Here is an 18,294-nt window from a genome sequence, read left to right as displayed (position 1 = left end):
CTCAGGACTGCACCGGAGCCAGGAGCTCCACCGCGGCCACCAGGGAAGCCCTGGCCCGCTGCCGGACTGGTGCCTCGGTGAGCCGGCCGACCGTGTCCAGCAGCGCCGGGGACGGCCGGGCCCACGCCGTCACCATCCCGATCACCAGGGTCAGCAGGTCACGGAGATCGATGCCGGACACCAGCTTTTCCTTGTCCGCCGCAGTGGTGAGCGCCTGGAGCTTCCGGTCGTAGGAAAGCCGCTCCACGTCGGAGGTTTCGTCCGTCTCCAGGTTCCGCCAGCCGAACAGCCGGAGCACGTCCGGCCGGTCGTACAGCCAGTCGAACAGCCGTCCGGCGTAGGCGGGAAGGTCGTCTGCGTCGAAGCTGACCCCGTCCATCATCGCCTCGATGTGCCTGCTGACCACCGCGTCGAACAACCCGTTCTTGTCGGTGAAGTACAGGTAGATGAGGCGTTTGTTGCAACCGGCGGCTTCGGCTATGCGGTCGACGCGGCCGCCGGCCAGGCCGTGCGCGGTGAACTCGGCGAACGCGGCCTTGAGGAGGCGTTCGCGGCTGGACTCGGGATCGGGGGACTGCTTCGAGGCCACGGCGCCTCTCCCTTCGTAGGTAACTAACCGGATAGGTGACCCGAGTGTGTCACATCGGGCCACCACGGGTTCCGGCTAGGCGTTCGTCATCTGGTTGATCAGGTGAAGTGCCTTCTCCGGTGATTCGAGGAACTGCCGGTACAGGTTGACGGCCGGTCCCGGATGGATCTGGTAGACGTCCTTGCCGAGGTCGGCGAGCACGTCGCGGATGACGTCGGCGGGCGGCAGCTTGTGCTCGGACTGCACGTCCTTGGCGAACGGCGAGTCGACCAGCGGGGCCAGGATCTCGAACACCTTGATGGCCGAGCCCTTGCGCTCCAGCGTGAGCCGGGCGGACTGGGCGAGCGAGTGCAGGGCGGCTTTCGTCGCGCTGTAGGTCGGGTTCGAGATGTCGGGGACGAGTGCCGTCCCGGAGGTGGTGAGGATGAACGCCGGGTCGGCCTGCTGCGCGAGGACGGGCTCGAGCAGGGTCAGGATCCGGACGGCCGACAGGTAGTTGGTCGCCATTTCCCTGGCCGCGTGCCCGATGGTGTCCTCGGTGCCGAACAGCTTGTACGTGTGCGTGACCCCGGCATTGAGGAAGACCCAGTTGAGGCCGGGCACGTTTGCTCTGACGTGCGCGACGAGCGCGTCGATCTGCGCCGGGTCGGACAGGTCGCACGCGAACACGGTGGCGTTCGCCAGCCGGGCGGCCTCCTCCCGCAGCCGGTCTTCGTTCCGGGCGACCATCAGTACTTCGTTGCCGAGTGCGGTCAGTTGCTTTGCGGCTTCCAGACCCATGCCGGTTCCGGCACCGGTGACGAGGACGCGATTTCCCTTGAGTTTCATGGTTGTTTCCTCAGCTCGTTCAGGGTGGTCGTGTGCAGTGGCTCGGCCAGGAGCGGTGTCAGCCCGGCAATCGCGCCGGACTCCGTCATGAGCCGCACATGCCGGTCGGCGTCCGCGGCGGTCTGCCAGGACTCGACGACGTACAGGGTTCCGGGGGTTCCGTCGAGTTCGCAGACCTCGTAGCCGAGGTTTCCCTGCTCGGCCGGGACTGCGGTCGCGGCCTTGAGGAGCCTTTGACGCAGTTCCGCGGCGGATTCTTCCGAATTGGGATGGAACTTGGTGATGAGAATCAACGAGGCCGTCCTCGGTCAGGACGCGGTTGCGGCGGTGGCCACGAACCCGTCGATGTCGGTGCTGCGGGACACGGCCTCGTGCGCCTGGAAGTAGGCGAGCCGCTCGGCGAGCGCGCCGGTGACCATCGCGAAGGCGTCCGAACCGAGCAGCAGCCGGCTCGGCGGGGCCGGCGCGTCGGCGGCCTCGATCATCGCGGCCGCGACCTTGGCCTGGTCGCCGGGCATCGTGGTGAGGTCGACCTCACCACGCCACATCGAGGGGTGGTCGCGGTAGACGTCGGAGGTCTCGGCGATCTGCGTCGTCTCGTAGAACGACGTCCGGATCTGGCCGGGCTCCACCAGCGTGGTGCGGATGCCGAACGGCTCGACCTCGCTGGACCACGCCTCGAAGAACCCCTCGAGGCCGAACTTGGTGGCGTGGTACATGGCGAACCCGGTGTAGGTGATGAACCCGCCCATGCTCGACATCTGGACGAAGTGGCCACCGCCCTGCTTGCGCAGGTACGGGGTCGTGGTGCGGGCGAGCTGGATGCTGGCGGTGAGGTTCGTCGAGATCATCGCGGCGACCTGCTCGTCGGTGAACTCCTCGGCAGCCCCGATGAGGCCGTACCCGGCATTGGACACGACGACGTCGATCCGCCCGAGCTCGGCGAACGCCCTGCCCACGACGTCCCGCATGGCGTCGTCGTCGGTCACGTCCAGCCGGGCCGTCCAGAGCTGGTCACCGTAGGTTTCGCGCAGCTCGTCGAGTACGGAGGGGTTGCGGAGGGTGGCGGCGACCCGGTCACCCCGGCGAAGCGCCTGTTCGGTCAGCTCGCGGCCGATCCCACGCGAGGCGCCGGTGATGAACCAGGTCTTCTGGGTCTTGTCGGTCTTCTGGCTGGTGCTCATGTCGTCTCCTCGGGTAACTATCCGGTTAGATACTAGAGTAACTATCTAGTTAGGGATGTCAAGGCCGGGTTTCGGAGAGATGTGGTCTCGGTTGTCCGTGAAGGGAACCATCACGGAATCAGATTCCGTGATGGTTCCCTTCACGGACGCCCGCGTGGTCTCGCGCGCTCGCCGGGGCGGGGCGTGCGGACGTGGGCCTCGGCTGGGGTGGCAGGTCGATTGCGGGCGTGCTGAGTCTCGGTCGGGGCGGCCGGTCCGGTGATGGTGTGCTGGGGGTGCAGTTCGCTCGGGGTGGTCAGGCCCATTGCGGGCGTGGTGAGCCTGGGTCTCGCTCGGGGCGGCCGGGACCGGTGTGGGTGTGCAGGTATGTCGACGGTGGGCCTCGATCGGTGGTCGGGTTCGGTGTGGGTGTGTAGGTATGTCGACGGTGGGCCTCGATCGGTGGTCGGGTTCGGTGTGGGTGTGTAGGTATGTCGAAGGTGGGCCTCGATCGGTGGTCGGGTTCGGTGTGGGTGTGTAGGTATGTCGAAGGTGGGCCTCGATCGGTGGTCGGGTCCGCTGCGCATGTGCCGATCATCGTGCAGGGCAACGGAATTCGGGGCCTTCGAGGTGGTGAGTGGCCGATGTCCCGCGCTGGAGGCGGGCGGCCGGTCTCGGGATCACGGTGCGCAGCTTCCCGTCAAGCCAGTACTTGCCTGAAGGGAAAGTGCTGGGGTACTTTCCCCTTGGGAAAGTAATGTCACCGAGACAAGGAGGCGGCCATGGGCGAACATCCCTCCGCGGACGAGGCGGCGCGCGCTCTGCAGGACGTCGGCCGTCGGCGGGAGCAGGCGCTCGGGGCGCGGCACGGGGCGAGGTGGGTGGACGTCGTGTTCGCCCTCGTGGTTTTTCTGTACCTGGCTTCCGCGGATTTCCTGCCCAGTGCGGCCGCGTGGAAGGGGCTGGTGCTGGCTGTGCTCGTCGTGGGTTACGTGCTCATGCTGCGTACCCGACGGGGTGGGGCGTGGCTGGGGCACCGGGTGCGGGTGGACAAGTCCGCCGTCCGGCCGAGGATCGCCGTCGTCGGGCTGGTTTTCGTCGTGGTGTGTGTGGCAGCGGCGTTGGCTGTGGCGCTGGTGCCCGTGCGGATTCCGTACGGGAGCACGATTCTGGGCGCGGTACTGGCGATCGGGCTGATCGGCTTCGGGCCGCATCTGCGGAGGGCGCTGGTCCGGCCCGGCCGGGCGGGAGGCGCGCCCGATGGCCACGCCTGACCTGGATCCGCTCCTGCTGGACCCCACCCGGCTGTCCATCGTGGCGCTGTTGTCCGGTACCGAGTGGGCCGAGTTCGGCTGGGTCCGCGATGCGGCCGGGTTGTCGGATTCCGCGCTGTCGAAGCAGATCACGAATCTGGCCGGTGCCGGGTATGTCGAGGTCAAGAAAGGGTACGTGGGGAAGCGGCCGCGAACTTGGCTCAACCTCAGCGATTCCGGGCACGACGCACTGCGTACGCACGTGGCAGGCCTGCAGCGGATCGTCGAGAACAGCGCGCGCCGTTCACGCGACTAGCTGCGCACTGGATTCCGGAGTACGCGCTGGTTGCCTGCGGGCGACGAGGTAGCCGATGACCCCGAAGCTGACCAGTACCGCGAGCGTTCCGATGGTGAACAACTCGAATGTCAGCCGGGAAACGCCCCAGGTGCCTTCGAAGTCGTAGTCCACGCCCAGTGCCCGGTCGAGGACACCGGGGGCGATGGTCTGCCAGGCGCCGAGCAGGATCCACAGGTAGATGAGCACTGCGCTGATCCACAGTCCGGCCTTCCCGCCGGGGACGCGGAACGGGCGTTCGACGTCGGGGTAGCGGCGGCGGAGCACGACGATCGTCGGGAAGATCACGAGGTAGGACAGCAGCAGGGTGCTGACGGCGATGTTCAGCACGACCGCGAACACCGCCGATGCGGAGCTGCTCTGCACCACCGTGGCCACGACGGTGAACGCGGTCGCGACGACGCCGGAGAGCAGGTTGACCCGCAATGGGGTGTTCAGCTTCGGGTGGAAAGCGCCGAACCAGCGGGGGAATGCGCCGTCGACGGCGGCCATGGCCTGGATGCGGTCGGAGGCGATCATCCACGAACAGCCTTGGTTGAGCAGGACCAGGACGAACGCGACCGCCGCGAAGGCGAGCATCGGGCCGGCGGCGCCGCCGTAGACGGAGAAGACCTGTTTCACCGCGTCGAGGAAGCCGCCGAGGCCGCTGATCCGGTCGGCGGGCATGACCAGCACGATGCCGACGACCGGGACGAGGTAACAGAGTGCTGACACGATTCCCGAGACGCCGACGGTGATCGGCACGTCGCGGCGTGGGTTGTGCATTTCCTCGGCGGCACCGTTGGGGGCCTCGAAGCCGACGAGCGCGAACATGAGAACGGGCACGACGGCGAGGAAGCCGCCGACGGTGGGGGAAAGCCCGTCGGTGAGTGAGCCTGGTACACCGTTGCGCGCGGCATAGATCGCGACGGTGATGGCAAACAGCACGACGAGACCGACCTTGAGCAGTGCCCCGGCCGCGATGAACCACTTGCCGTAGCGCAGGCTCACGACCGCGCCGAGGATCGCCAGCCAGATGAAGACGAGCTTGAACACGTAGTCGGCGAAACCGCCGGGCGTGGCGGGCGCGAGGTACTGCTGCCAGGTGGCGGCGGCGAGGAACGTGATCGAGCCGCCGAGCCACACGGGGTTGGTGATCCAGTACAGCAGGGTGCCGAGGGCGGCGGGCAGCTTGCCGAAAGCCAGCCGCAGCCACACGAACGGGCCGCCTTCCGCGGGGAAGGTGCTGCCGAGCTCGGCCATCACGAGGCCGTAGGGGAACAGGAAAAGCACGAGCAGGACCACGGTCCAGGTGATCGCCTGTGCCCCGGAGGTGGCGATCTGCCCGATCGTATCCACCGAGATGATGGCGGCGATGGCGAGGAAGATCGAGTCGATGCGACGCAGGTTCCGGCGCAGGTTGCCGGATTCGCTGTGGAGGAATTCGCTTCCGGCGGGATCGGGCACGCTTCACCGCCCTCGGCCGGCGGCGGGCAGGTCTTCCTTCTGCAGCAACGGGTTTCCCGCGGTTTCCTTCATCGAGAAGGCCGCGGTCAGCCCGACCACTGCGGCGACCATCAGGTACGGGCCGGGTACCAGGGTGCTGCCGGTGGCCGAGATCAGTACGGTCATCAGGTACGGCACGGTGCCCGCGAACAGGGCCGCGACCACGTTGTACGAAATGGACAGTCCGCCCTGGCGCGTGCGGGTCGGGAAGATCTCGGCGGACCACACGGCGTACGTACCCAGGATCGCCGCGAGGATGACGCCGAGTGCCAGGCCGCCGACCCACGTGCCGATGAGGCCGGTGCGCATCAGCAGGTACGCGGGGGTCGCGAGCACGAACAGCGCGATCCCCGCGCCGATCAGCACCGGGCGGCGCCCGACGCGGTCGGACAGCCTGCCGAACGAGGGCACGAGTACCAGCCCGACGAGCGAGATCACCGTGGACAGCAGCGCGGCGCTGCCTGCCGAATGGCCGAGATAATCGGTTTCGTAGGTGACGAGGTAGGTGAGCACCGCGTAGAACGGCACGTGCATCATCGTCATCAGCCCGGCCGCCTGGAAGAGCTCCTTCTTGTTGTTGCGGAAGAGTTCCCGGACCGGGCTGCGCGGCACGTTGTCGGTCGCTTCGAGGGCGCGGTACTCGGGCGTGTCCTCGATCTTGGTGCGGATGACGAAGCCGACGATGCCGAGCGGCGCGGCGATGAGGAACGGCACCCGCCAGCCCCACGAGACCAGCTGCGCTTCGCTGAGACCGGTCGACAGGAGGAAGAAGACGAACGACCCGGCGAGGAACCCGAGCAGGGACCCGACCTCGAGCCAGCTGACCCCGAACCCGCGGCGGCGCCGGGGCGCGTACTCGGCGAGGAAGCTCGCGGCGCTCCCGAACTCGCCGCCCGCGGCGAATCCCTGCAGCAGCCGCAGGAATACCAGCGCAAGGGGAGCGCCGATCCCGATCGTGGCATAGCCGGGCAGCAGCCCGATTACCAGCGTCGCCCCGGACATCACGAAAATGACGATCGACAGCGTGCGCTTGCGGCCGATCCGGTCGCCCAGCGGGCCGAACACGAGCGCGCCGACCGGCCGGATGCCGAACGACACGGCGAAGACGCCGAACACGGCGAGCAGTCCGGCGGTGGGATTTCCGGCGGGGAAGAACACCGTCGCGATGGTGCTCGCGAGGTAGGCGTAGGCGGCCCAGTCGAACCAGTGGACGAACACCCCGACGGCGCCCGCCGCGACACTGCGCCGCAGTGTCGCCGGGTCGGTCCGGGTTTCCGCCAGTTCCCCGGCGGGTGAATCCTGCGTGGTCATGGTGCCTCCTTGAACCAGATCGTGCGCCGGGACAGCCGGCGCCGCAGCAGGACGAGCAGAAAGAACCGCTAGCCGGACGGGCACTCGGCCGGTCCACCGGTGAGCGCCCGCGGGGTGGTGAGTGCGCCGAGCTGCTCGTCGGTGAGCAACCGGCGTTCGCGGACCAGCTGGAGTGCCGGACGGCCGGTGCGGTGGGCCTCGACCGCGACCGCGCAGGCCACCTCGTAGCCGAGCGCCGGGCTGAGCGCGGTCACCAGGCCGGTGGACTCGGCGACGATCTCCGCGAGCCGGGCGCGGTGCGCGGTGATACCGCGGACACAGTGCGTAGCCAGCACGCCGATGCCGGCGGTGAGGTGGTCGAGCCCGGCGGTGAGGGCCCGGGCGATGACCGGCTCGAACGCGTTGAGCTGCAGCTGCCCGCCTTCGGCCGCGAGTGTGACGGTGACGTCGTTGCCGATGATCTCGAATGCGATCTGGTTGACCGCTTCGGGGATCACCGGGTTGACCTTGCCCGGCATGATCGACGAACCCGCCTGCCGCGCGGGAAGGGCGAGCTCGCCGAACCCGGCCTGCGGTCCCGAGGACAGCAGCCGGAGATCGTTGCAGATCTTGGACAGCTTGACCGCGACCCGTTTCAGCACCCCGGACAGCTGGACGAAAACGCCGACGTCCTGGGTGGCCTCGATGAGGTCGTCGGCGGAGACCAGGGTCGGGATCCCGGTCAGGTCGCGCAGGTGCGCGACGGCCCGTTCGCGGTAGCCGGGGCGGGCGTTGAGGCCGGTGCCGATCGCGGTGCCGCCGAGGTTGAGCTCGTGCAGCAGCAGCCGCGCCTCGGACAGCCGTTGCTCGTCTTCGGCCAGCGTGGCGGCGAACGCGCCGAACTCCTGTCCGAGCGTCATCGGGACGGCGTCCTGCAGCTGGGTACGGCCCATCTTCACGACGTCGGCGAACTCCAGTGCCTTGGCGGCGAAGGCTTCCCGCAGGACGGCGAGCGCCGCGAGCAGTTCGCCGAGATGGCGGTCGAGCGCGAGTTTCACCGCGGTGGGGTAGACGTCGTTGGTGCTCTGACCGAGGTTGACGTGGTCGAGCGGATGCAGTGCCGCGTAGTCGCCGCGTTCCCGGCCGAGCAGTTCCAGCGCCCGGTTCGCGATGACCTCGTTGGAGTTCATGTTGGTCGAGGTTCCGGCGCCGCCCTGGATCAGGTCGACGACGAACTGGTCGTGCAGCAGGCCGGAGCGGATCTCCGTGCAGGCATTGATGATTGCTTCCGCGCGCTGCCGGTCGAGTGCTCCGACCTCCAGGTTTGCTGCGGCGGCGGCTTGTTTGACCGTCGCCAGCGCGACGACGAGATGCGGGCGGTCCGCGAGGGACTCGCCGGTGATGGGGAAGTTGACGAGCGCGCGGGCGGTGTGTGCGCCGTAGTAGACCGCGGCGGGGACGTCGATCTCGCCGAGCATGTCGTGCTCGCGCCGGGTGCCGGTCATGCTGCCACCCGGTCGATCCCGGTCCAGGCGAGCGCGACCGCGCTGTCGAGCAGTGCGCGCTCGGCGGGGCCGCCGACGCAGTGCGCGGCGAACTCGCGCTGATGGTTCGTCGCGGGCAGGGACCCGATGCCGACATACGGGTGGATTGCGGGCACGGCTTGGGACACGTTGCCCATGTCGGTCGACGCCCGGTTCATCCGCGCGGCTTGCCCGTCCGGGGCGAACTCGCGGCCGAGCGCGCGGGCATTCGCGCGGTAGGCCGCGAGCGCGGTCTCGTCGGCCCGGAACTCGGCGTAGGGCTTGCTTTCCGGTTCCACGGTCAGCTCGCAGCCGGTCGCCAGCGCGCCGGCCTCGAACGCGCGCCGCACGCGGGGTTCGAGCTCGGCCAGTTCGGCGAGGGTTTCCGCCCGGACGTACCACCGGCCGGACGCCTGCTCCGGAATCGCGTTGGGCGCGTCACCGGCATGCGTCACGATGCCGTGTACTCGCGCGGACGAAGGCAGTTGCTGGCGCAGCAGCCCGATGGCGACCTGGGCGACGGTGAACGCGTCCGCGGCGTTGACCCCGGCCTCGGGGTACGAGGCCGCGTGTGCGGATTTGCCGCGGTAGGAGATTTTCGAGTGGCTGACGGCAAACGGCCGCGCTTCGGCGACGTCCACCGGCGCGGGGTGTGCCATCATCGCCAGGTCGACGCCGTCGAAGGCACCGCGGTCGAGGAGCTCGATCTTCCCGCCACCACCTTCCTCGGCCGGGGTGCCGTAGACCTCGACGGTGAGCCCGGCCTCGTCGGCGACCTCGGCCAGACCGAGCGCCGCGCCGATCGAGCCAGCGGCGATGAGGTTGTGGCCGCACGCATGGCCGAGGCCGGGCAGCGCGTCGTACTCGGCGCACAGCGCGATCTTCAGCGGGCCGGTGCCGTAAGTCGCGTGGAAGGCAGTGTCGAGGCCCAGATATCGGGCAGTGACGGCAAATCCGGCGCGGTCGAGCAGTTCCGGTACCGCCGCCGCGGCACGGTATTCCTCCCATGCGGTTTCCGGGTCGGCGTGCAGGCGTTCCGACAGCCGGACCAGATCTTCGGCATGGCGGTCGATCGCCAGGCGGGCAGCCGTTTTCCGGGCCGTCATCAGTCGTCTCCCGGTACGCCGTACGACGGCGCCGAGGCCGGGTCGAGGCCGCGGGTCACGTAGTCGTCGCGCTGGGGGAGCCACACCTCGACCAGTTCGGCGAGCCGGTCGACCGGGTCCTCCGCCCAGTCGACGCGGAGATCCGTGACCGGCCAGTCCACTTCGGACACGACGACGAGTCCGGCGGACCGCACCGGGCCTTCTTCCCCGCCTGCGGCGAGACCGGCCTGTACCGCGGCGACCAGCCGTCGTTCCAGTTCGCCGGTGGCCGCGCCGAACGCGTCCACCATCGCCTGCGGAATGTGTTCGCCCGCCAGCATGTTTCCCGCTGCCACCACGCCGTCGGCGGTCGCGGCCGCGTGCTTGCCGAGCGTCCGTGACCCGCTGTAGGCGAATCCGGGGCCGGTCCGGCCGACCACGGTCAGCTGCCGGTATTCGATGTCGTCCGCGGCCGTGGTGACACTAGCAAGTGCTTGCTCGGCATTGCCGTGCTCGGCGAGCCGGCCGAGCAACCGGCCGCCGAGCCGGGGGTCGGTGATGTTCTGCGAGGCGGCGGCGCCGACCCCGGGCCGCAGGTGCGCGACCCGGGCGGCGACGGCGGGGCTGGACGACGTCGCGGCGACTCCGAACCGCACGGTGCCGCCGGAAACGTCGCGGGCCACAACGGAAAGGGTCACTGCTCTTCCTCCTTCGGGAGCACCGCGATGGCGTCGATCTCGCACAGCCACTCCGGCCGCGCGAGTGCGGAAACGACCAGGCCGGTCGAAATCGGGTGCACGCCTTTGGTCCAGCGGCCGACGACGCGGTAGACGTCCTCGCGGTAGCGGGGGTCGATCAGGTAGATCGTGAGCTTGACCAGATGCTCCATCCGGCTGCCCGCCTCGTCGAGCAGCATCGCGATGTTGGCCATCGCCTGCTCGGCCTGCGCGGCGGCGTCGCCGATCCCGACGGACTCGCTCGTGTCGAGGTCCTGGCCGATCTGCCCGCGGACGTAGACCGTCCCGTTCGCGACGACCGCCTGGCACAGGTCGTTGTCGAGGCTCTGCTCAGGGTAGGTGTCTCGCGTGTTGAACGGGCGGATGCGCCGGTGGACAGTCACTTCTCGGCCTTCCCTGGATTCGCTGGGTCCGATCCCGCCCGAGGCGGGGACCGGCACAGCCTGACTCTCCGGCAGCTTTTCTGTCCAGTAGATGTTTTGGAAGCAGCGCATCGCAAAATACGATGCAGTGTCCGGCAGTGCTGCATCCGGAAATCAGATCTTCAAACCCGGAAACATCTGTTGGACACGACCAGGAACGGGCGTGACGATCCAGGGGACGTATCCCGGCGGGCGGCCGGGCAGTGCCGCCGCCCGCGGTTGCCGAACGGAGGTCCGGATGTCGAGCCAAGAGGTGGAGGCCCTCGTCGTGGGAGGGGGGCAGGCCGGGATCGCGATGAGCGAGCACCTGAGCGAGCAGGGCGTGCCGCACCTCGTGGTCGAGCGGGACCGGATCGCGGAGAAGTGGCGGTCCGGTCGGTGGGACTCGCTCGTCGCGAACGGGCCTGCCTGGCACGACCGGTTTCCCGGCCTGGAGTTCGTCGACCTGGCACCGGATGCGTTCGCGTCGAAGGACCAGGTCGCGGATTATTTCGAGGCATATGCGGAAAAGATCGCCGCACCGGTGCGTACGGGCGTGGAAGTCACGTCCGTGCGCAAGAAGGAGGGCGAGCGCGGGTTCCGCGTCGAGACCACGGACGGGACCCTCGACACCCGGTTCGTCATCGCCGCGACCGGGCCGTTCCAGCGACCGGCGATCCCGCCGATCGTGCCGGACGGGCCGGTGCAGCTGCACTCCAGTGACTACCGCAACCCGGACCGGTTGCCCGCGGGCGCGGTGCTGGTCGTCGGCGCCGGTTCGTCGGGGGTGCAGATCGCCGAGGAACTGCGCCGCGCCGGCCGCCGGGTGTACCTGTCGGTCGGACCGCACGAGCGGCCGCCGCGCCGGTACCGCGGCCAGGACTTCTGCTGGTGGCTGGGCGTGCTGGGAAAGTGGGACGCGGAAACCCCGGCGCACGGCGCGGAACACGTCACCATCGCGGTCAGCGGCGCGCGCGGAGGGTCCACAGTGGACTTCCGAGCACTGGCGCGGCTCGGCATCGACCTGGTCGGCATGACGACGTCGTACCGGAATGGCACCCTCGGTTTCGCCGCGGACCTGGCGACCAACATCGCCCGCGGAGACGAGAACTACCTGGCCCTGCTCGACGAAGCCGACGCGTATGTCGCGCGCAACGGGCTCGACCTCCCGGAGGAACCCGCAGCACGCGAACTGGGCCCGGACCCGGCTTGTGTCGTCGATCCGCTCCGGGAGCTGAACCTCGCGGAGGCGGGGGTCACGTCGATCGTGTGGGCGACGGGATTCGTCAACGACTACAGCTGGCTGCAGGTCGACGCTTTCGACGAGCAGGGTAAGCCTCGGCACCACCGCGGGGTGTCGGCCGAGGCTGGCGTGTATTTCCTCGGCCTGCCGTGGCTGGCGCGGCGCGGTTCGAGTTTCATCTGGGGGGTGTGGCACGACGCGAAGTTCGTGGCTGACCACATTGCGATTCAGCGCGGGTATTTGCGGCATTGACCGGGGTGCGGCCGGGCCGGGGGTCGGCTCGGCCGCCCGGTTAGAGGGTGTAACGGGCGCGGCACAGGGCGCGGAATTCCTGTGCCCGCCGGGTGAGCCGCACTCCGTGGACCCACGCCACCACGATCTCCAGCGCGGCCACGTCGTCGCGCAGTTCCAGTGGGACGATTCCCGTCCCCGCGTACGTTGTGCTCGTCGGGGGGCGTTGGTTCAGTACCGCGAATCCGTGCCCGCACGCGACGAGCGACCGGACGGTCTCATAGCCGCGGGTGCGGTGGCGCACTAGCGGCTCGACCCCGGCGGCGCGCAGGACCGACTGCAGGTACTCCCGGCTGTGTGGCAGATCCAGCAGTACCATCGGCTCGTCGGCGAGCTGGGACAGCCACACTTTGCCACCGCGGCTGCGGGCCAGCCGGTGGTTCTCGGCGACCAGCGCGTACGGCGCAGCGGTGCCTACGGCCTCGCGGTCGATGTCGTCGTCCAGGTCGTAGCCGTACAGTACCGCCAGCTCGGTTTCCCCCGACCGTAGCGCGGTTTTGAGTGCGTGGTGCTCGTTCTCCAGCAACGACACCTGTACCCGCGGATGCCGTGCTTCGAACTCCGCCAGCAGCTGCGGCAGGCGGAACGGCGCGAGCGTGGAGAAACAGCCGACCGTCAGCGTCCCGATCAGCTCGGTGCCGGACTGCCGCGCGGTTTCGACGAGTTCGGTGCCGTGGGCGAGAAAGTCCAGCACCCGCTTGTAGAATTCCTCACCCGCCGTGGTCAGGCTCAGCCCGCGGGCATGGTGGCGCAGCAGGAACTGCACCCCCATCTCCTTTTCCAGCTGGGCGATCGCGGTCGACACCGCCGACTGCGACACCATCAGCTCCTTCGAGGCGGCGGTCATGCTCAGATGCCGCGCTGCTGCCTCGAAGTACCGCAGCTGCACGAGAGTGAAGGACGGCTCGTTCATCCGTGCATCCTGCCTCGCGTGGTGGGCTTCTGGCGAATCCGGTCAGCGCCGATGCACCGCCTGTCCGCCGACCAGGGTCAGTACCGTCCGGGCGGCGCTGACGTCTTTTCCGGCCAGCACCGGGCGATCGAGGAGGGCCAGGTCGGCCAGCATGCCGGGGGCGATCCGGCCGGTCTCCTTCTCCGCGTGGTTGGCGAAGGCCGAGCCCGCCGTGTACGCGTCGAGTGCGATGTCGAAGGCGATGGCCTGTGCGGCTTCCAGCGGTTCGGTGAGCACGCCGTCGCCGACCGCGTGCGGGTCTTCCGGCGGTCCGAGCCGGGTGCTTGCCGTGTGGATCGCCCACAGCGGGTTCGGGTCGGTGACCGGCCAGTCGCTGCCCATCGCCAGGCGGGCGCCGGAGCGGTGCAGCGCGCCGAACGGGAAGTGGTGGGCTTCCCGTTCCGGACCGAGCAGCGGGAGCTTGCGTTCGACGATCTCGCGGTCCCGGCGCGCCCACAACGCCTGGATGTTCGCGATGACACCGAGCCGGGCGAAGCGCGGGACATCCACCGGCGAGACGACGTCGACGTGCGCGATCTGGTGCCGGAGATCGCCGCCCGGATTCGCCTTCCCGGCCGCTTCGAGCGCGTCCAGGCATTCGCGCACCGCCCGGTCCCCGACTGCGTGCAGGTGGATCTGGAACCGGCGGCGGTCCAGTTCTTCGCAGATCTGCTGCAGCTGCACCGGATCGATGAACGAGAGCCCGGACGCCGTGCCGTGGCAGGCGTTGCCCGCATACGGTTCGAGCATCGCGCCTGTGCAGTTCTCGCAGACCCCGTCCTGCATGATCTTCACCGACGTCGCGCGGAACCGGTCGAAGACATTGCCGGACCGCTTTTCCTCCAGCGAGCCGAGCTGGTCCAGCCCGTCTTCGGCCGACCACCACAGTGCGCCGACGACCCGGGCGGTGAGCCGGCCGTCCGCGGCGAGCGTCCGGTAGGTCGGCAGGGGATCGGGCAGGCCCCAAAGCGATCCGACACACGCGTCCTGCCAGCCGGTGACGCCCATCGAGTGCAGGTGGGCCTGCGCGGCCAGCAATGCTTTCTCGGCCAACGCGGCGGTGGTCGGCGGAAGCAGCGCGGTGACCAGGTCTCCGGCGCGTTCCACCAGGACCCCGGTCGCCCGGCCTTCGTGGTCGCGGTTGATCCTGCCGTTCGGGGGATCCGGGGTGTCGCCGATTCCGGCCCGCTCCAGTGCCGCGGTGTTGGCCAGGACACCGTGCCCGTCGTGGCTGACGAATACCGCGGGCCGGTCCGGCAGGATCGCGTCGAGGAACGCGCGATCGGGCAGCCCGCCCGGGAAGGTGTCGCCGTACCAGCCGTTTCCGGTGATCCATTCCAGGCCCGGATTCCGGTCGGCGTAGGAACGGATGGCGTCCCGGTACCGGTCCGGCGAATGCGGCAGGCGGGAGAGGTCGCACGTCAGCAGCTGCATCCCGGCGGCGAGCGGGTGGACGTGCGCGTCGGTGAAGCCGGGCAGGAGCGTGCCGCCGTGTGCGTCGATCACCTCGGTGCGGGGACCGGCCAGCCCGGTCAGCGGTGCGCGGTCGACCGCGACGATGCGCCCGCCCGCAATGGCGGCCGAGGTCGCGCCGGGGACGTCCGAGTGGACCTCCGCGTTGACGATGACGAGGTCCGGATGCCCGGTCACACTGCCTCCTCGGCGGTTCGGGAACGGCGGGTCACGAGCAGGAAGAGGCCGCCGGAAACGGCGAGCCCGACCAGCCAGGCAAGGTCGATCCCGCCGATGGCCCGCGCGATCGGGCCGACGTAGAACGACAGCACCGCGAAGGGCACCTGCACGGCCAGCCCGACGACGTAGACGACCAGGGCGGGTACGTTCCACGTCCCGTAGCGGCCGCCGTCGGGCCGGAAGAACGCACCGACGTCGTAGTGGCCCTTCCGGACCACGAAATAGTCGACGAGGTTGATGGCAGACCACGGGATCAGCACGTACAGCAGCGTGGTGATGAAGTTGGTGAACGACGTGATGAAGCCGTCGGTGGCCACGAGCGCGACGAGCGCCCCGAGGACGTGCACCACCGTCGTGGTGACCAGCCTGCCGCGCAGGGCCGGGATCCAGCCCGAGCGGAAGGTCTCGATGAGGGTGAGCGTGTTGAGCGTTGCGCTGTAGACGTTTCCGGCGTTCGACAGCCCGGACACGACCGCGAACCCGAGCAGGGTCACGGTGGCGAACTTGCCGGTGAGGGTCGTGAGCCCGCCGGCGACGTTGCCGTCCTGCGCGACGGCCCCGACCAGGCAGCCGAGCGCCATCACCACGAGCGCGCTGAGGACCGAGCCGCCGTAGGTGGCCCAGAACGCCGGCCTCGCCCCGGAATTGGCGGGCAGATAGCGCGAGTAGTCGGAAACGTAAGGGGCATAAGCGACCTGCCAGACCGCGCCCACTGCGATCATGGAAACGAAGCCGGTGACGGTGAAGTGCCCGGCGGAGAGGCTCCCGCCGGGCATCCCGGACACGAAGATCCAGCCCAGCGAGACGAGTACCAGCAGGCCGATGACGATCGCGCTGACCGTGATGACGACCTTGATCACACGGAGCCCGAAGACCGTGATGATCATGCTGAGCACGGCCGCGCCGATGATCGCGGCTTTCGTGTCCACGGCGGGGAACACGCCTTGCAGAGACTGGGCGCCGACCACGAGGTTCGAGATGAAGAACCCGACGAAGAGCACCGTTGCCACGAGGACGACCAGCAGCGCGCCCTTGGTCCCGAACTGGGCACGCGCCTGGATCATCTGCGGTACCCCGAGCTGGGGGCCTTGCGAGGCGTGCAGTGCCATGAAGACCCCGCCGACCAGGTTGCCGATCACGATCGCGAGCATCGCCCAGCCGGCGGGCAGCGCGAACACCGTCGTCCCGAGCGCGCCGGTGACGACGGTGAGCGGGAGCATGTTGACGCCCAGCCAGATACCGAACAGCCCGCGGGCCGAACCGGTGCGTTCGCTCGCCGGGATCGGCCCGATGGTGTTGCGCTCCATCAGCCCGGACGGCGGCGCGGGTGCACCGGCGGCGCGGGTGTCGCTCGTGGTGGTCATGGGCGGGACCCCTTCCTGGAACTCGGTCAGTGCTGCGCGGGGTGGCAGCAGCCGGTCTCGTGCGGTTGCGGAGCAGGGGTGTCCAATGCGGGGTTGCGGTCGAAGAAACCGGTGGGCTTGAGCACGAACCCGGTGTGGTCGACGGGCATGATCGGCCAGTCCTCGGTGCGTGGGTAGTGCGTCAGGCCGAAGGTGTGCCACACGACGAGATCGGCGCCGTCGAGCGGGCGGTCCGCGCGGACCCACGTGTCGATGCCGGTGGTGCCGTCGTTCCGGTTGACGTATTCGCCGGACGGGAACCGTTCGTTCTCGTCGTAGGCGGTCACCCAGAGATGCTTGCGCGTGAAAGCGGCCCGGCGGGCGATCGACGACGCGTCGTCGGCCAGCAGCGGGGGCAGGCCTTCGGGGTGCAGGGTGTAGGCGACCGGTTTGCCGAGCGCGTTGCGGGACTCGGTGCTGCTGATCCGCCAGGTGCGGCCGAGGTTCCCGGCGGCGAGGCGAGCGGCCTCGGATTCCTTGGCCAGCCGGGTGATCTTGCGGGTGAACCCGTTGCCGTGCGGGTTGCCGTCGCCCATCGGGACCCGCTGGACGTCGATCTCGTCGACCGCGTTCGCGAGGCCGTCGACCATCATGTCGAGCCGGGCGGAGAACAGGTGCTGGTGGAAGGGCGCGCCTACTCCGGGAGCGATTTCGCTGGCCCACGGGTACTCGGTGCCGTCCGGGCCGTCGCCGGGGTAGGCGGACGTGAACACGATGCCGGTGGCCTTGCACTCCAGTTCGATCGTGCCGTCGAGGTAGAGGTACCAGTAGAACCCGTAGTCGTAGTTGCCGACGGTGACGAAGAAGGAGATGACCAGCCGCCGCTGCCGCCGGGTCGAGACGCTGCCGTGGTAACCGTCGGTGTGCTTCCACAGCACGCCCGCGTCCTCTTCGTGCAGGCAGATCGCGTTGGGGATGGTGCGCGGGTGCCCGTCGTCGTCGTGCAGGGTGGCGTCGAAGTACCGGATTTCGCCGAGGCAGTCGCAGCCGAGCGTGAGCGGGTTCGCCTCCTTGCCGAGGGAGTACTCACCGGCGTCGAAGTAGTTCTGCCAGAACCGCACCGGGCTGGGATCGCCGTACGGCACGACCATTTCCGCAACCGATGCCCGGTAGACGATCGGGCGGAGCCGGGTGCCGTCGTGGAAGCCGAGCTGGTGCAGCGTGAGGCCTTCGACCGCGTTGAACCCGATCCGGAACTGCCACTTCTCCCACGTCACGACGTCGTCCTCGACGGTGAAGCTCGGGCCTTCGGGCTGGGTGATGACGATCGGCTTCTGCGTGGTCCGCGGCGGGTGCGCGGGGTCGTCGAGGTGGTAGTCGTACGGCGTGCGCGGGATGTCGGCGGGACCTTCGTCGAGGAGATCGTGCACGCGGCAGGCGACGAGGTCGACATAGGCCACGACGCCGTCGATCGGGTGTGCCCAGACGTTGTCGTCTTCGCCGAGCTGGAGAAAAGCCAGGCAGCGCACCAGCCGGAGGCCCTCTTCGCCCGGAAGGTCGAAGCAGCCCGCGCTCAGTGCCGAGATGCGCACGGAGCGCGGTTCGTCGATACCGCGACGGCGCATCGCGGCATTCCAGGTCTCGTCCTTCCACAGGATTTCCTCGACGAGGTCGAACTCCTCGTGCAGGATCGGCGGCTGGCCCTCGGCGACGACGTCGACCACCCGGTCCGCCACGACCGTGCCGTCCGTCAGCGACACGACGACCTCGCGTACCTCGCCGGTCCCGCGGTCCAGCAGCAGCGAGCGGACCCGGCGCCCGACCGGCTCGCCCTCCGGCCAGGACAGCACTCCGGCCTTGGCGGGCTCCAGCAGCGACACGAGCGCAAACCGGGTGACCGACGTCGCGATTCCCGCCTCGACCAGCAGTGCGCGGTTGCGGGCGACCTCGTCTTCGGTCAGCCGGGAGAGGGGGTGGCGCATCCGGTCCTCCGTATTCTTTGCGATGTAGCGGAAAGAATGACTGGCGCGGTCCCGCAGGGCAAGACCTTGTGTCGTCTTGGTT

The 18,294-nt window shown here is 69.1% G+C and carries 17 protein-coding genes; 3 read left to right on the top strand and 14 right to left on the bottom strand.

Features of this window, described 5'->3' with window-relative positions:
* Position 1: 1 nt before the first annotated feature.
* The 4 genes from OO71_RS25975 to OO71_RS25960 form a co-directional block, all read right to left on the bottom strand.
* On the bottom strand, positions 2 to 589 hold the full coding sequence (locus tag OO71_RS25975) for a TetR/AcrR family transcriptional regulator (protein ID WP_033292491.1): 588 nt from the start codon (positions 587 to 589) through the stop codon (positions 2 to 4).
* Between the two features lie 75 nt (positions 590 to 664).
* Positions 665 to 1,417, bottom strand: coding sequence for an SDR family oxidoreductase (locus OO71_RS25970; protein WP_033292490.1), 753 nt, complete (start codon positions 1,415 to 1,417; stop codon positions 665 to 667).
* The gene (locus OO71_RS25965) at positions 1,414 to 1,710 is read right to left on the bottom strand and encodes a putative quinol monooxygenase (RefSeq protein ID WP_033292489.1); all 297 of its coding nucleotides are present in this window, start codon (positions 1,708 to 1,710) and stop codon (positions 1,414 to 1,416) included. The genes OO71_RS25970 and OO71_RS25965 overlap by 4 nt, the downstream gene beginning before the upstream one ends.
* Positions 1,711 to 1,725: 15 nt before the next feature.
* The gene (locus tag OO71_RS25960; protein ID WP_033292488.1) at positions 1,726 to 2,601 is read right to left on the bottom strand and encodes an SDR family oxidoreductase; all 876 of its coding nucleotides are present in this window, start codon (positions 2,599 to 2,601) and stop codon (positions 1,726 to 1,728) included.
* Between the two features lie 761 nt (positions 2,602 to 3,362).
* Between OO71_RS25960 and OO71_RS25955 the strand changes: the two genes are divergently transcribed.
* Together OO71_RS25955 and OO71_RS25950 are read left to right on the top strand one after the other, a co-directional pair.
* The gene (locus OO71_RS25955) at positions 3,363 to 3,854 is read left to right on the top strand and encodes a hypothetical protein (protein WP_033292487.1); all 492 of its coding nucleotides are present in this window, start codon (positions 3,363 to 3,365) and stop codon (positions 3,852 to 3,854) included.
* Positions 3,841 to 4,149, top strand: a complete 309-nt coding sequence (locus OO71_RS25950; protein ID WP_033292486.1) for a winged helix-turn-helix domain-containing protein — start codon at positions 3,841 to 3,843, stop codon at positions 4,147 to 4,149. The genes OO71_RS25955 and OO71_RS25950 overlap by 14 nt, the downstream gene beginning before the upstream one ends.
* Here OO71_RS25950 and OO71_RS25945 read toward each other — a convergent pair.
* The 6 genes from OO71_RS25945 to OO71_RS25920 form a co-directional block, all read right to left on the bottom strand.
* On the bottom strand, positions 4,138 to 5,634 hold the full coding sequence (locus tag OO71_RS25945) for an APC family permease (protein WP_033292485.1): 1,497 nt from the start codon (positions 5,632 to 5,634) through the stop codon (positions 4,138 to 4,140). The two genes, OO71_RS25950 and OO71_RS25945, sit on opposite strands and share 12 nt — an antisense overlap.
* A 3-nt stretch (positions 5,635 to 5,637) precedes the next feature.
* Positions 5,638 to 6,984: an MFS transporter gene (locus tag OO71_RS25940; protein WP_051792140.1), complete on the bottom strand. Its 1,347-nt coding sequence runs from the start codon at positions 6,982 to 6,984 to the stop codon at positions 5,638 to 5,640.
* 68 nt (positions 6,985 to 7,052) lie between these two features.
* Positions 7,053 to 8,468, bottom strand: a complete 1,416-nt coding sequence (locus tag OO71_RS25935; protein ID WP_033292484.1) for an aspartate ammonia-lyase — start codon at positions 8,466 to 8,468, stop codon at positions 7,053 to 7,055.
* A complete protein-coding gene (locus OO71_RS25930) occupies positions 8,465 to 9,592 on the bottom strand; it encodes a M20 family metallopeptidase (protein WP_033292483.1) in 1,128 nt (375 codons plus the stop codon). Before OO71_RS25930 ends, OO71_RS25935 begins: the two co-directional genes overlap by 4 nt.
* Entirely contained in the window at positions 9,592 to 10,269 is a 678-nt protein-coding gene (locus tag OO71_RS25925) for a DUF1028 domain-containing protein (RefSeq protein WP_084145284.1), read from the bottom strand. Before OO71_RS25925 ends, OO71_RS25930 begins: the two co-directional genes overlap by 1 nt.
* Entirely contained in the window at positions 10,266 to 10,691 is a 426-nt protein-coding gene (locus OO71_RS25920; RefSeq protein ID WP_033292482.1) for a RidA family protein, read from the bottom strand. The genes OO71_RS25925 and OO71_RS25920 overlap by 4 nt, the downstream gene beginning before the upstream one ends.
* A gap of 277 nt (positions 10,692 to 10,968) precedes the next feature.
* Here OO71_RS25920 and OO71_RS25915 point away from each other — a divergent pair, with 277 nt between their 5' ends.
* Positions 10,969 to 12,204 carry a flavin-containing monooxygenase gene (locus OO71_RS25915; RefSeq protein ID WP_033292481.1) on the top strand — a complete coding sequence of 412 codons (1,236 nt, stop codon included), beginning with the start codon at positions 10,969 to 10,971 and terminating at the stop codon, positions 12,202 to 12,204.
* A gap of 40 nt (positions 12,205 to 12,244) precedes the next feature.
* Here OO71_RS25915 and OO71_RS25910 read toward each other — a convergent pair whose 3' ends face one another.
* From OO71_RS25910 to OO71_RS25895, 4 genes are read right to left on the bottom strand one after another with little or no spacing between them, the layout of a single operon-like run.
* Complete coding sequence (locus OO71_RS25910) at positions 12,245 to 13,156, bottom strand: LysR substrate-binding domain-containing protein (protein ID WP_033292480.1); 912 nt, start codon at positions 13,154 to 13,156, stop codon at positions 12,245 to 12,247.
* Between the two features lie 42 nt (positions 13,157 to 13,198).
* On the bottom strand, positions 13,199 to 14,845 hold the full coding sequence (locus OO71_RS25905) for an amidohydrolase (protein WP_051792138.1): 1,647 nt from the start codon (positions 14,843 to 14,845) through the stop codon (positions 13,199 to 13,201).
* Positions 14,842 to 16,251 carry a purine-cytosine permease family protein gene (locus tag OO71_RS25900; RefSeq protein WP_051792135.1) on the bottom strand — a complete coding sequence of 470 codons (1,410 nt, stop codon included), beginning with the start codon at positions 16,249 to 16,251 and terminating at the stop codon, positions 14,842 to 14,844. Before OO71_RS25900 ends, OO71_RS25905 begins: the two co-directional genes overlap by 4 nt.
* A 26-nt stretch (positions 16,252 to 16,277) precedes the next feature.
* A complete protein-coding gene (locus tag OO71_RS25895) occupies positions 16,278 to 18,236 on the bottom strand; it encodes a primary-amine oxidase (protein WP_281178470.1) in 1,959 nt (652 codons plus the stop codon).
* Positions 18,237 to 18,294: the final 58 nt, after the last annotated feature.

The sequence above is a fragment of the Amycolatopsis jejuensis genome, from assembly GCF_000717335.1.
GTDB classification, from domain to species: domain Bacteria; phylum Actinomycetota; class Actinomycetes; order Mycobacteriales; family Pseudonocardiaceae; genus Amycolatopsis; species Amycolatopsis jejuensis.
This window is presented reverse-complemented; position numbering and strand designations above follow the sequence as displayed.